Below are 13,871 nucleotides of genomic sequence, written 5' to 3'. Positions count from 1 at the left end.
GGCCGATCCAGTCAAGAATAATTTCAGTGTATTTGTGTATTCGCTCAAATACTGTTCCGATGGTGGGAGTTAGCCGTTTTTCGATGCTTTTTGTATGAATTTTCATCATTCTGGGGCGTTTATTGTTTTAATACATCATAACCAATATGATTTGCAATATCGTCAGTTATATCCTCAAAGTTTTTAAGAATGCCATTTCTTTTTATTTCTATAGCGCTTAAGTCGCTAATATATTTGCTAACTTTCTCCTTTCCTTTGTCTGAAAATTCATAATTTATTAACGTTTGGGAGAATTCATCATACCTGTTGATTATATCGTCTGGATTTTCTTGAAGATCGAATATCTTCGATATTTTTTTTTCAGTGAATTTTTCTGAGTTCGCTTGTCTTTTTTTTAGCCACTTTTGTGTTAGAGCATGTTGCCAAATCTCATTAGGTAGGCATCTTTCTAGATCTGCGGAAATTTTAAACCCATCATTAATTAAAGTATAAATCTCTTCCGGTTTTTTTAACATGAAGATTTTCACATTTGAGCTGGCATGGTTAATAAATTCATGAAAATTATTTTTGCATTTTATCCCTTCTGAATCATTATCTAGAATGAGAACTCCTTTAAGTTTATTATCGTCGTTGTTATGTTTATGTATTAAATGAAACGCTTTGGCATTATCAGTTGCTGAGTTAGCACTGCTGTTGTCACTCAGTTCGAAATGAATTTGATCCATTAATCCAGGGGCGTAAGTCTCAAATGCTTTCTTGAAAATGGCACCATCAGATTTACCTTCTATGAATATCCTATGTTTTTTATTCCTTTTTAGCTCTTGTTCAAGTCGTTCGATTGACGCTGATTGATTTTCTTTTTCTAATTTCCATTTCTTTTCAGTTTCGGCGATAATAGGAGCTATGAGTGGAATGAAACCAATATTTTGATGTAGACTATAGTCATCAATAATCTCTAATTCTGTGCTTCCAGAGGAATCGCATTTGCTAACATGAAAGCGAGTTACTTTAATATTAGGTATGTCTTTTACTGAATCACCAATGTTATAGATAGCTGGTGAATGTGTTGTTAGTATGACTTGGATATTATGTTTTGCTGCATCGATGAACTGTTCATTTAAATCGAAGCAAGAAAAGAATTCGACATTGTTTTCTGGTTCCTCAAACCCCCAGATTTGAGGTGTAATCAATTGCTTATGTTTGTTTCCGCTTTTATTTCCTATGAAACGAAGTATTGCAGGTATGTGTCTAATTTTTATGCCATCCCCGCGTCGGGATAGCGGTATTTTATCAGAGTTAAACTCTAAGGCTTCGAATATTCCTCTCAGATTTTTTGGTAAGGCAACTGAATTGCTATTGTTGAATGTGTTATCAATCTCGCCAATCAACTCAGAGAATTCTTCTTGAATTTTCATCTCGAAACCATAAGCTGAGGAATGTAGTCCGCTTTCTACTGATTGAGCCAATATATCGTATATTTTTCCTTGCAATTCAATGAAGAAATTCTTGTCTTTTATTGCTGGTATATATATAAAGTTAATGTTATCGAGTAATGATTTTATTTTGCTCCTAGAGGGGAGTTCCAACTTTTTGGTGAACAAGTTATTCTTTATGGTGCAATATTTTATTTCTTCAGCATCTTTGTGTTCACCACTCTCCCTCCATACCTTTTTCCAATATACTGTATCTGGATGTCCAGGCCTTCTATATGATTTTGGTAGCTTGAGTCCTAATTCTATAACTATTTCTTTTGCCCTTTGCTTATGTACTTTTGCATTGATATTGAAGTCGGCGCCAAATTCATATGGCGTTCTCTGATCAGTTTCGCCATTAAAGAATAAATTTAAGCACCGTAGTATGTTCGATTTCCCAGCGTCATTTTTTCCAACGAAAGTAGTTATTTCTTCTATGGGAATTACATTATTTTGAATTGATCTAAAGTTTTTCACGCTAATTAATCTAATCATATTTAATCCAAGTTTTCCTATATGCTTGTTTTTTTATGAGAATTTCATGATGATAACTCGCAATTTTAATTAATTCTATTAAAATTTCAGGTGAACACCAAAATTGATTGTGAGCTAACTATTTTCCTGTTAACAAATATGTTGTGAGACTTCTAGGTTTCCGTTTACCCATACTGATTTTCTATAAATTGTCTCTATCTAGGATTCTCACCCTCTCGGCCGGTGTGCTATGCATACAAAAAAGCCCGAACTTTCGCTCAGGCTTTCTCTTGAAATTTGGCGGTGAGAGAGGGCTTGATTCGCTGCGCTCACCCTGCGGGCCGCCGTTGGCGGTCCAAAACGCAGGCGTTTTGTCGAACCCTGTCGAGGCTTCTCGCCCCTCTCGGCGGTGCATCATGCAAAAAAAAAGCCTGGACGCGAATCCAGGCTTTCTCTTTGAATTTGGCGGTGAGAGAGGGGTTGATTCGCTGCGCTCACCCTGCGGGCCGCCGTTGGCGGTCCAAAACGCAGGCGTTTTGTCGAACCCTGTCGAGGCTTCTCGCCCCTCTCGGCGGTGCGCCATGCAAATAAAAAAGCCTGGACGCGAATCCAGGCTTTCTCTTTAAATTTGGCGGTGAGAGAGGGGTTCGAACCCTCGATACACTTTCGCGTATACACACTTTCCAGGCGTGCTCCTTCAGCCACTCAGACACCTCACCGTTTTGTTGTCGAAAACGCTTTGCGCTGTCGACGGGCGCTAATGTAGGAGAATCTGATCTCAGCGTCAACCCTCTTATTTCATTCTCATGACTGTTTAGCCAAACTTGCAGCAATTTGCTGATTTACCGAACGATATTCCCACTCGCGGCCGCCAGCGGGCAGGGCTGGCAGCGGTAAGAATCCATGAAAGACGATCGCTTGACCTTTTTCTGTGCAGATAGCTCAATATATCGCCATTGAGGTTGGGTTGTTTGCTGTTATATGCATTAATACTGGATTATTAGTCAGATGTGTCGCTAAATGGAATCATGTCGGCGCGGCGTTTTTGGCAAGGAACATCACGTCGCCGCGCAGATTGCCGGGTGACAGGCCGGCGATATCGCAGACAGGGACAGACTCATTACATAATAATGCAGTAGAGGTTCGTTGTGACTCCTTCAGATGCCATACCGGCGCCGCAAGCGCGCCATGCCATTCCCCCCGGTGCGGGGGCGCTGTTCTTCATCCAAATCTTCGCCACGCTAGGCTTCGCCGTGCTCTACTCCACGCTGGTGCTGTACGCCACCAAGCGATTGGGTTTCAACGAAAGCAGCGCCAACGCCATGATGGGCGTGTTCGGCGCCTTCAACTATGGCCTGCACATGTTCGGCGGTTACCTCGGCGGCCGATTCCTCAGTAACCGCAATCTGTTCGTGCTCGGCATGGTGCTGCAGGTGATCGGCTGCGCGCTGATTGCCGTCGCGGGCGTGTGGGGGCTGTACTGGGGGCTGGCGATGTTCCTGACCGGCAGCGGCCTCAACGTTACCTGCATCAATATGATGCTCACCCAGCGTTTCAAGCCGGACGATGATCGGCGCGAATCGGCGTTCCTGTGGAACTACGCCGGTATGAACCTCGGGTTCTTCGTCGGCTTTACCGTCGCCGGGTATTTCCAACTGACGGAAAACTACCGCGCGCTGTTCCTGTTCGCCACGCTGGGCAACGCGGCGGCGATCGTTGTCGCCGTCTGCCGCTGGCGCATTCTGGCGGATCTCAATACGCCGCTGCGCGACGCCAGCCGCAGCCAATACCGTTGGCGCATGCTGGTCGGGCTGGCGGTACTGGTGGCGCTGGTGCCGATCATCCGCGTGATGCTGACCCACGCCGAGTTCAGCGGCCACTTCGTGATCGTGCTCGGCGCGCTGATCTTCCTGATGCTGTGCGTGGTGACGCTGCGCCACCATCCGCGCGATGAGCGCCGCAGAATGGCGGCCTATCTGATCCTGGCGCTGGGCTCGCTGGTGTTCTGGGCGCTGTACCAGCTGGCGCCGATGGGGCTGATGCTGTTCTCCGAGCACAACATCAACCTGAACGTTTACGGCATTCAGGTGGCGCCGCAGTGGATCCAGAACATCAACACGCTGGTGATCGTGGTGGGCGGCCCGCTGCTGGCCTGGTGGTTCAACCGCTTGCGCGCTCGCGGTTGCAACATCGACATTCCGTTGCAGTTCTCCGGATCGCTGTTCTGCATCGGGCTCGGCATGCTGGTGCTGCCGCTGGGCATCAGCATGGCGGGCGGCGACGGGCTGGTGGCGTTTAAATGGATCGTCATCAGCTATGTGCTGCAAAGCGTCGGTGAATTGATGATCTCGCCGATCGGTTACGCCATGATCGGCAAGCTGGCGCCGCCGCGCTATCAGGGCGTGATGATGGGCTGCTGGATGATGGTGACCGGCGTCGCCTCGGTGCTGGCGGGCTACGTCTCCGGCCTGATGCCGGAAAACAGCGGCAGCACGCCGCTGCAGACCAACCCCGGCTACAGCGAAATCTTCAGCGCGCTGGGTTGGGGGGCGACGGGCGTCGGCGTGGCGATGCTGATTCTCATTCCGCTGCTGCGGCGCCTTATCCGGCGCGACGGCCCAACTGCCGCCTGATTGGCTAACATGCACAACAGCCCCACTGGTCGGGGCTGTTTTTATTTTGGGCTTTAACGCTTGCATCCGGCGGCGAATCGCGGAAGGCTGGAGGTAAACCAATAAAAACAAACGGGAGCCCGCAGTATGAACATCATTTATTACCACCCCTTGTTTAACGCCCAGGAATGGCTGGCCGGCATCAAGCAACGCCTGCCGCAGGCCGAGATCCGCGAGTGGCAGCGCGGCGACGAGCGGCCGGCCGATTACGCGCTGGTGTGGCGCCCGCCGCACGAGATGCTGGCCAACCGCCGCGATCTGAAAGCGGTGTTCGCCCTCGGCGCCGGCGTTGACGCGATCCTCGATCAGGAGCGAAAACACCCCGGCACGCTGCCTGCCGGCGTGCCGCTGCTGCGGCTGGAGGATACCGGCATGGCGCAGCAGATGCAGGAATACGCGCTGAGCTATGTGCTGCGCTATTTCCGCCGTTTCGACGAGTATCAGGCGCTGCAGCAGCGGCAGGAGTGGCAGCCGCTCGATCCGCACTCGCTGGATGATTTCACCATCGGCATCCTCGGCGCCGGCGTGCTGGGGCAGAGCGTGGCGCGCAAGCTGACCGAGTTTGGCTTCAGCGTACGCTGCTGGAGCCGCAGCGCCAAGCAGATCGATGGCGTGCAAAGCTTCGCCGGGGAGGCGCAGCGCGCTGCCTTCCTCGACGGCGTCAAATTGCTGATCAACCTGCTGCCCAATACGCCGGAGACCGTCGGCATTCTCAACCGCGAGCTGTTCGCGCAGCTGAGTTCGGGTGCCTATCTCATCAACATCGCGCGCGGCGCGCATCTGGTAGAAGCCGATCTGCTGGCGGCGCTGGAGCAGGGGCAACTGGCCGCCGCCACGCTGGACGTGTTCGCCCGCGAGCCGCTGCCGCAGGATCACCCGTTCTGGCGTCATCCGCGTGTCACCATTACCCCGCATATTGCTGCCATCACGTTGCCGCAGCAGGCGATGGATCAGATCGCCGCCAACATCCGCGCGCTGGAGGCGGGGCATGCCCCGGCCGGCGTGGTCGACAGGCAACGGGGGTACTGATCCTTCTGCCGCCGTTCGGTAGCTGATAAGCTGTTATCGTCATCGCGCCTGCCCGTGCCTTTGCGGGCGGACCCTCTGGAAGGAGAAACAATGTACCCCGTTGATTTGCATATGCACACCGTCGCCAGCACCCACGCTTACAGCACGCTGCACGATTACATCGCCGAAGCCCAGCAGAAGGGCATCAAGCTGTTCGCCATCACCGATCACGGCCCGGATATGGCCGATGCGCCGCACTACTGGCACTTTATGAACATGCACGTGTGGCCGCGCCTGGTGAACGGCGTGGGCATCTTGCGCGGCATTGAAGCCAACATCAAAAACCTGCAGGGCGATATCGACTGCACCGGCCCGATGTTGACCGCCACCGACGTCATCATCGCCGGTTTCCATGAGCCGGTGTTTGCGCCGCAGGATAAAGCGTCCAATACTGAAGCGATGATCGCCGCGATGGCGCAGGGGGACGTGCATATCATCAGCCACCCCGGCAACCCGCGCTACCCGATCGACATTCCCGCCGTCGCGGCGGCGGCGGCCAAATACGAGGTGGCGCTGGAGCTGAATAACTCGTCGTTCACCCACTCCCGCAAGGGCAGCGAGGCCAACTGCCGGGCGATCGCCGCCGCGGTGCGCGATGCTGGCGGCTGGCTGGCGCTGGGCTCGGATTCGCACGTCGCCTTTTCGCTGGGTAACTTTGAGCACTGCGAGCGCATTATCGAAGAGGTGGGCTTCCCGCAGGCGCGTATTCTCAACGTCAGCCCGCGCCGGTTGCTGGACTTTCTCGAGCGGCGCGGCAAGCCGGCGATTGCGGAATTGGCCGATTTGTGACATCGTCCCGGCAAAATTTTCCGTATTGTATAAGGCATTATCATGAATGAGTTTTCCATTGTCTGCCGCGTGCTGGGTACGCTGTTCTACCGCCAGCCGCAGGATCCGCTGCTGGTGCCGCTGTTCGCGCTGATCAAAGAGGGCAAGCTGCAGCAGCACTGGCCGCTGGAGCAGGATGATCTGTTGAAGCGCCTGCAGCAGGGCTGCGACGTCAACCAGCTGGCGACCGATTTCAACGCGATGTTCGTCGGCAGCGAGTGCAGCGTGTCGCCGTTCCGCTCCGACTACGTCGAAGGCGCCAGCGAAGCGGACGTGCGCACCTTCCTGCAGCAGCGCGGCATGCCGCTGGCGGAGGCGCCGGCCGATCATTTCGGCCAGCTGCTGCTGGCAGCGTCTTGGCTGGAAGATCAATCGCAGGAAGATGAAGCGCAGGCGCAGATCGCCCTGTTCGACGAGTTCCTGCTGCCGTGGTGCGGCCGCTTCCTCGGCAAAGTGGAAGCCCACGCCACCACCGGTTTTTACCGTACACTGGCGCTGATGACCCGCGACGCCATCCAGGCGATGCGCGACGAGCTGGCGGAGTACGAGCAGGACGACGAAGCGGGCGACGAAGAAGCGTAACGCCGCAGCTTACCCAGGCGGGCCGCCCGGCCCGCTAAACACAGGTTTGCATCCCCCAGACGTAAATTGACAAAAGATCCCTTAATCTGGCGGTTTACCGACGGCTCGGCCGCGCCTGCGCGCCGCGCTTTTTCACGCAAGGGGCAGATGATGAAAAGTAACTGGATGCAGCAGATTCAAACGTTGATCGGGCAGAAGGCCGGCGCGATGGGCGGGGCGGAAGGCATCGGCAAGCTGCTGGCGCCCACGGCGCTGGGCGGCCTGGTCGGCGTGCTGTTGGCCAACAAGTCCTCGCGCAAGCTGGTGGGCAAGTTCGGCAAGAATGCGCTGATTATCGGCGGCAGCGCGGCCGTGGGCGCGGTGCTGTGGAACAAGTATAAGCAGCGGGTGAAAGAGACCCATCAGGACGAACCGCAGTTCGGCCTGCAAACCACGCCGGTGGATCTGCGCGCCAAACGCCTGGTGCAGGCGCTGGTGTTCGCGGCCAAGAGCGACGGCCATATCGATGCCGACGAGCAGCGTGCCATCGATCACAGCCTGGCGCAGCTGCAGGTGGGGGAAGAGGCGCAGGGCTGGGTGCAGGAAGCGATCGAGCAGCCGCTCAACCCGGAATTGATCGCCCGCAGCGTGCAAAACGAAGACGAGGCGCTGGAGGTTTACTATCTGAGCTGCCTGGTGATCGACGTCGATCACTTTATGGAGCGCGGCTACCTCGACGCGCTGGCGCAGGCGCTGAAGATCCCGGCGGACGTCAAGCAGGGCATCGAGAGCGACGTCAACGAGAAAAAGCGCGAGCTGGCGTAGCGCCGCTTGGCAAGCCGGGGGGAATCATGTCACTCTTGCCGCAATCTATGTAAGCGGATGATTTAGCAATGATGACCCCACCGAAAGCGGAAAAACGCCCTTATCCCATCACCATCCACGGCGACACGCGCGTGGATGACTATTACTGGCTGCGCGACGACGAGCGCGCAGACCGCCAGGTGCTGGACTACCTGCAGGCGGAAAACGCCTACACCGATGCGATGCTGAAACCGCAGCAGGCGCTGCGCGAAACCCTGTACGAAGAGATGGTGGCGCGCATTCCGCAGCAGGAACATTCGGTGCCTTACGTGCGCCACGGCTATCGCTATCAGACGCGCTATGAGCCGGGCAATGAATACGCGATTTCCGTGCGCCAGCCGCAGGCCGAGAGCGAGCGCTGGGAGGTGCTTATCGACGGCAACCAGCGCGCCGAGAATCACGAGTTTTACACCCTGGGCGGGCTGGACGTCAGCCCCGACAACCAGCGGCTGGGGGTGGCGGAGGATTTCCTGTCGCGCCGCCAGTATGACATTCGCTTCAAGAACCTGGCCGACGGCAGTTGGGCGGACGAAGTGCTGGAGAACACCTCCGGCAGCTTCGAGTGGGCCAACGACTCCTCGACGGTGTACTACGTGCGCAAGCACGCCAAGACGCTGTTGCCGTATCAGGTTTATCGCCACGTGGTGGGCAGCGATCCGCAGCAGGACGAGCTGATTTACGAAGAGCTGGACGATACCTTCTACGTCGGGCTGGAGAAGACCACCTCCGAGCGCTTTATCCTGATCCACCTGAGCAGCACCACCACCTCGGAGATCCTGCTGCTGGACGCCGACCGTGCGGACGCCAAGCCGCAGCTGTTCGTGCCGCGCCGCAAGGATCACGAATACGCCATCGATCACTATCACCAGCATTTCTACATCCGCTCCAATAAGGACGGCAAGAACTTCGGCCTGTACCAAAGCGAACAGGCGGACGAAGCGCAGTGGCAGACGCTGATCGCCCCGCGCGCCGACGTGATGCTGGAGGGCTTTAGCCTGTTCCGCGACTGGCTGGTGGTGGAGGAGCGCAGCGCCGGCCTGACGCTGCTGCGCCAGATCCACTGGCAGACTGGCGAAGAGAAGCGCATCGCCTTCGACGATCCGACTTACACCACCTGGCTGGCGTACAACCCGGATCCGGAAACCGCGCTGCTGCGCTACGGCTATTCGTCGATGACCACCCCGACCACGCTGTACGAACTGAATATGGACAGCGGCGAGCGGACGATGCTCAAACAGCAGGAAGTGAAGAACTTCACGCCGGAAAACTACCGCAGCGAGCGAGTCTGGGTGAAGGCGCGCGACGGCGTCGAGGTGCCGGTCTCGCTGGTGTATCGCCAGGACAGCTTCCAGCGCGGCGCCAACCCGTTGATGGTGTACGGCTACGGTTCCTACGGCAGCAGCATGGATCCGGCGTTCAGCGCCAGCCGCCTGAGCCTGCTGGATCGCGGTTTCGTGTTCGCGCTGGCGCACATTCGCGGCGGCGGCGAGCTGGGGCAACTGTGGTATGAAGACGGCAAGCTGTTCAACAAGCAGAACACCTTCAACGATTTTATCGACGTGACCGAAACGCTGGTCGCCCAGGGTTACGGCGACGGCAAGCGGGTGTTCGCCATGGGCGGCAGCGCCGGCGGCCTGCTGATGGGGGCGGTGATCAACCAGGCGCCGCAGCTGTTCCACGGCGTGGTGGCGCAGGTGCCGTTCGTCGACGTGGTGACCACCATGCTGGATGAGTCGATCCCGCTGACCACCGGCGAATATGACGAGTGGGGCAACCCGAACGAGCAGGCCTATTACGACTACATCAAGCAGTACAGCCCGTACGATCAGGTGAAGGCGCAGGAATACCCGCATCTGCTGGTGACCACCGGCCTGCACGATTCGCAGGTGCAGTATTGGGAGCCGGCCAAGTGGGTGGCCAAGCTGCGCGAGCTGAAAACCGACGATCGGCAGCTGCTGCTGTATACCGACATGGATGCCGGCCACGGCGGCAAGTCCGGGCGCTTCAAGGCCTATGAGGATATTGCGCTGGAGTACGCCTTCATTCTGGCGCTGGCGGAGTAACGACATTCGGCGGGCGGCCTGCGCCGCCCGCCGTGTTAGCCAAGCAAATAGTATTTCAGCGTGTGTTTCATGTCCGGGCTCAGATCGTCGATGGATTTCAGCATCCAGCGCAGATAGCCGGGATCTTCTTGGGCGATGCGATCGATCTCCTGCCCGCGATACTTGCCGAATTTGAACTTCTTCAGCAGCACCGGTTGTTCGGTGATCTGCACCATTTGCTCCGGCGTCCAGCCCGAATCCTTGATGATGCGTTGCAGCAGCGCGGCGGTGACGTAGCAGTCATACAGCGCGCGGTGCGGGTACAGCGTGGCGTCTGCCGGCAGCTGCACGTCCAGGTTCAGCGCGTAGCGCAGATATTGGTTGCCGTACTTGATGTCCGGATACAGCGTGCGCGCCAGCTTGAGCGTGCAGATCCAGGCGCCGTTCATCTCCGGCAGCACGCCGCGATCGAAAGCGGCGTTGTGCGCGACATAGTAGGGGCTGCCCTGATAGCGGCCGATCGCCACCGCAATGCGCGGTTTGCCTTCCACCATCTGTTCGGTGATGTGATGAATCGCCATCGCGTCGAGGCTGATGGGGCGATCCGGGCTGACCAGATCGCTCATCGGGTTGGTCAATTGGCCGTCGAGCAGATCGAGGGAGGCCACTTCCACCACGCCGCCGTCCAGCCCACAGGTCTCGGTATCTATTACGCGTAACGTCATGTTTTCCTCCGCGTTGCCGTCAGGCCTCAGCTTAACCGGCGCAGGCGGCCGTGCCAACCGCGCCTTGCTGCAGCCAATAAAAAACCCGCCTTGGCGGGTTTAATGACGGATGGAAGGGCGCTTACTCACCAGACGGATGCGCTTTTTTGGCGCGTTTCTCCGCACGTTTCTCAGCTGGGGTTTTCAACGGCTTCTTCTTCGCATTCTTTTTGCTATCCATTCCCTTACTCATGATGGCCTCTCGTTACCTATGATTGGGTGGCTTGCTCAGCCATTAACCGCCTAAAGCCAAGAGGATGCAAGCGGCAAAGTGCAGGTTTAGGTTAACTGGCTGTTTTTGCATGAAATTTTGTTTTTGGATGACCGGGTGCTAAAAATAAATATTATGTTATAATGTTACACTTTTGGTGTTGGGAGAGCGCAATGACAGTCATGACGTTACCGGATGCGCAGCAACTGCTGGCCATGCCGGATTCTGATTATATGAACTCGGTTCAACGGGCGTTTTTCCGCCAGCTGCTGCAAGATGAGCGGCAAAAGCTGCTGCTGCACATCGATGAGCTGAAAAAAGAGATCGACGGCGGCGAAGCGACGGGCGATGAAGCCGACAAGGCGGCGCGCGAAGAGGATCTGCGCCTGCTGTTCCGCCAGTTGGATCGCGAAAGCCGCCTGCTGCCGAAAATCGATGCGGCGCTGGCAAGGTTGCAGAACGGCGAGTACGGCTACTGCCGGGAAACCGGCGAACCTATCGGGCTGGCGCGCCTGCTGCTGCGCCCGACGGCGGAACTGAGCATCGAGGCGAAAACCGCGCAGGAGATGCGCGAGCCGCATATGCGCAAAGGTGGCTAACTGAGTTCCCGGGGGGCGAATGCGCCCCTCAACCGATAGGGCCTGTGGGCATTTTGCAGGCAGGTCGTTGTGATTTTGAGCAAACGCGCGCCGAGTTCTCGGCGCGCGTTCGAGTTTTCGGGTTTTACCGTTGACCTGCCGGGCGGGTTCCGCTTTGATGAAAGCATGACTCACAGAGAGACGGAAAGCGCCATGGAACAATTACGAGGTTTGTACCCGCCGTTAGCGGCATACGACAGCGGTTGGCTGGACACTGGGGATGGCCACCGGATCTACTGGGAGCTGAGCGGCAACCCGAACGGTAAGCCGGCGGTCTTCATTCACGGCGGGCCGGGCGGCGGCATCTCCCCGCATCATCGCCAGTTGTTCGATCCCGAACGCTACAAGGTGCTGCTGTTCGATCAGCGCGGCTGTGGCCGCTCCCGTCCGCACGCCAGCCTGGACAACAACACCACCTGGCATTTGGTGGCCGATATCGAGCGGCTGCGCGAAATGGCCGGCGTCGATCAATGGCTGGTGTTTGGTGGTTCCTGGGGGTCGACGCTGGCGCTCGCCTATGCGCAGACCCACCCGGAGCGCGTCAGTGAAATGGTGCTGCGCGGCATTTTCACCCTGCGCAAGCAGGAGCTGCATTGGTATTACCAGGACGGCGCGTCACGCTTCTTCCCGGACAAATGGGAGCGCGTGCTGTCCATTCTGTCGGATGAAGAGCGTAAAGATGTGATCGCCGCCTACCGGCAGCGGCTGACCTCGGCCGATCCGCAGGTGCAACTCGAAGCGGCCAAGCTGTGGAGCGTGTGGGAAGGGGAGACGGTCACGCTGTTGCCGAGCCGCGAATCCGCTTCGTTCGGCGAGGATGATTTCGCGCTGGCGTTCGCCCGCATTGAAAACCACTATTTCACCCATCTGGGCTTCCTGGAGAGCGATGACCAGTTGCTGCGCAACGTGCCGCTGATCCGCCATATCCCGGCGGTGATCGTCCACGGCCGCTATGATATGGCCTGCCAGGTGCAGAACGCCTGGGATCTGGCCAAGGCCTGGCCGGAAGCGGAATTGCATATCGTGGAAGGGGCGGGGCATTCGTATGACGAGCCGGGCATCTTGCACCAGCTGATGATCGCCACCGACCGGTTCGCCGGCAAGTGACGCAAAAAACCCGCCGTAACGGCGGGTTTTGTTATTTGGCCTTCGGCTCGTACGGCAGGCGCGAAAACTTGTGGGATTCCGCGCGGTAGTGCGCCACACGCTCGCGAAAATAGTCGCGCAGCGGTTCCGGCTGCTCGCGCTCCACCACTTCCGGGATCACCGGCATGTTGTAGCGCTCTTTATACGCCACGCCTGAGGCGGCGAGATCCACGTTCACCCTGTCCATCTCTTCTTTGGACAGCTCGGCCAGATTGTAACCCACGCTATGCTCCTTACTTACTTTGCCGCATTGAACCTGCGCAGAAGGTAATCCACCCGGCGACGCTTGGCAAGCCCGTAGCGCCGCCGCGGCGGACGATATTTTCCAAAGAGTAATGCAATCTATTTATTCTTTTAAATAAGAATGATTCGCTTTTTGATTAAAATAAAAGATGGGAATAATTATCATAATAATTAGCGCGAATCTGAATATGTTTTTATGTATTTGATTTTAATCAAGTAAATAATTAATATTGATCGGATGTAAATAAGGTGTTTTTATTTTTACGGCAGCAGGGCATAATGCGCGGAAATTAAATTCATGACCTGCAAAATAAAAGGAATCATTATGCTGACGCAAGAAATGACTCAAAAGCTGAATGAGCAACTGAATCTGGAGTTCTACTCCGCCAACCTGTACCTGCAAATGAGCGCATGGTGCAGCGATAAAGGCTTTGAAGGCGCCGCCGCATTTCTTAAAGAGCACTCTCAGGAAGAGATGCAGCATATGCAACGCCTGTTCGACTACCTGAGCGACACCGGCTCTTTGCCGCTGCTGGGCAGCATCGCCGCGCCGCCGGTGGCGTTCGAATCGCTGGCGGACGTGTTCCAGCAGACCTACGAACACGAACAGCTGATCACCCGTCAGATCAACGAACTGGCGCACGCCGCCATGACCGCACACGATTATTCCACCTTCAACTTCCTGCAGTGGTACGTGGCGGAGCAGCACGAAGAAGAGAAACTGTTCAAATCCGTGCTGGATAAGCTGGCGCTGGTGGGCACCAGCGGCAAAGGCCTGTTCTTCATCGACAAAGATCTGAAGAAAATGGGCGCGATGGGCCAGGGCGGCAACGGCCAGGCTTAATCTGCAACAAAACACCGAAAAACCGCGCGTGGGCGAGCCTGACG

General features: G+C 56.1%; 12 protein-coding genes and 1 tRNA gene. 9 read left to right on the top strand and 4 right to left on the bottom strand.

The window, feature by feature from the left end; translation table 11 throughout:
* Window positions 1–119: 119 nt before the first annotated feature.
* Both ACJ8IM_RS13360 and ACJ8IM_RS13355 read right to left on the bottom strand, forming a co-directional pair.
* Window positions 120–1,967, bottom strand: a complete 1,848-nt coding sequence (locus ACJ8IM_RS13360) for an ATP-dependent nuclease (protein ID WP_072008445.1) — start codon at window positions 1,965–1,967, stop codon at window positions 120–122.
* Window positions 1,968–2,575: 608 nt separating this feature from the next.
* Window positions 2,576–2,665 (bottom strand) — tRNA-Ser (locus tag ACJ8IM_RS13355).
* Window positions 2,666–3,112: 447 nt separating this feature from the next.
* On the opposite strand from ACJ8IM_RS13355, the gene ACJ8IM_RS13350 reads away from it, so the two are divergent.
* From ACJ8IM_RS13350 to ACJ8IM_RS13325, 6 genes are all read left to right on the top strand, one after another.
* Window positions 3,113–4,579, top strand: coding sequence for a peptide MFS transporter (locus ACJ8IM_RS13350; protein WP_086581149.1), 1,467 nt, complete (start codon window positions 3,113–3,115; stop codon window positions 4,577–4,579).
* A 126-nt stretch (window positions 4,580–4,705) separates the two neighbouring features.
* Window positions 4,706–5,647 (top strand): glyoxylate/hydroxypyruvate reductase GhrA, encoded by a 942-nt coding sequence (gene ghrA / locus ACJ8IM_RS13345; RefSeq protein ID WP_033646429.1) that lies wholly within the window; start codon window positions 4,706–4,708, stop codon window positions 5,645–5,647.
* A gap of 90 nt (window positions 5,648–5,737) precedes the next feature.
* On the top strand, window positions 5,738–6,475 hold the full coding sequence (locus ACJ8IM_RS13340) for a phosphatase (RefSeq protein WP_033638063.1): 738 nt from the start codon (window positions 5,738–5,740) through the stop codon (window positions 6,473–6,475).
* 42 nt (window positions 6,476–6,517) lie between these two features.
* Entirely contained in the window at window positions 6,518–7,096 is a 579-nt protein-coding gene (locus ACJ8IM_RS13335; protein WP_033646428.1) for a TorD/DmsD family molecular chaperone, read from the top strand.
* A gap of 150 nt (window positions 7,097–7,246) precedes the next feature.
* Window positions 7,247–7,900 (top strand): tellurite resistance TerB family protein, encoded by a 654-nt coding sequence (locus ACJ8IM_RS13330; RefSeq protein WP_033638740.1) that lies wholly within the window; start codon window positions 7,247–7,249, stop codon window positions 7,898–7,900.
* Between the two features lie 68 nt (window positions 7,901–7,968).
* Window positions 7,969–10,002 (top strand): S9 family peptidase, encoded by a 2,034-nt coding sequence (locus ACJ8IM_RS13325; protein WP_033653828.1) that lies wholly within the window; start codon window positions 7,969–7,971, stop codon window positions 10,000–10,002.
* A gap of 35 nt (window positions 10,003–10,037) precedes the next feature.
* On the opposite strand, the gene exoX is transcribed toward ACJ8IM_RS13325, so the two are convergent.
* Complete coding sequence (gene exoX, locus ACJ8IM_RS13320; protein WP_033653829.1) at window positions 10,038–10,706, bottom strand: exodeoxyribonuclease X; 669 nt, start codon at window positions 10,704–10,706, stop codon at window positions 10,038–10,040.
* Window positions 10,707–11,129: 423 nt separating this feature from the next.
* On the opposite strand from exoX, the gene dksA reads away from it, so the two are divergent.
* Together dksA and pip are read left to right on the top strand one after the other, a co-directional pair.
* Window positions 11,130–11,555 carry an RNA polymerase-binding protein DksA gene (gene dksA, locus ACJ8IM_RS13315; protein WP_033653830.1) on the top strand — a complete coding sequence of 142 codons (426 nt, stop codon included), beginning with the start codon at window positions 11,130–11,132 and terminating at the stop codon, window positions 11,553–11,555.
* 192 nt (window positions 11,556–11,747) lie between these two features.
* On the top strand, window positions 11,748–12,701 hold the full coding sequence (gene pip / locus ACJ8IM_RS13310; RefSeq protein WP_033646426.1) for a prolyl aminopeptidase: 954 nt from the start codon (window positions 11,748–11,750) through the stop codon (window positions 12,699–12,701).
* Between the two features lie 31 nt (window positions 12,702–12,732).
* On the opposite strand, the gene ACJ8IM_RS13305 is transcribed toward pip, so the two are convergent.
* Window positions 12,733–12,963, bottom strand: coding sequence for a DNA polymerase III subunit theta (locus ACJ8IM_RS13305; RefSeq protein ID WP_033642715.1), 231 nt, complete (start codon window positions 12,961–12,963; stop codon window positions 12,733–12,735).
* A gap of 345 nt (window positions 12,964–13,308) precedes the next feature.
* On the opposite strand from ACJ8IM_RS13305, the gene ftnA reads away from it, so the two are divergent.
* The gene (ftnA, locus tag ACJ8IM_RS13300; protein ID WP_025302449.1) at window positions 13,309–13,827 is read left to right on the top strand and encodes a non-heme ferritin; all 519 of its coding nucleotides are present in this window, start codon (window positions 13,309–13,311) and stop codon (window positions 13,825–13,827) included.
* Window positions 13,828–13,871: the final 44 nt, after the last annotated feature.

Origin of the sequence: Serratia sp. CY33525 (genome assembly GCF_052169115.1) — a bacterium.
GTDB lineage: Bacteria > Pseudomonadota > Gammaproteobacteria > Enterobacterales > Enterobacteriaceae > Serratia > Serratia sarumanii.
Note: the sequence above shows the minus strand (reverse complement) of the source record. Positions and strands in the feature narration are given on the sequence as shown.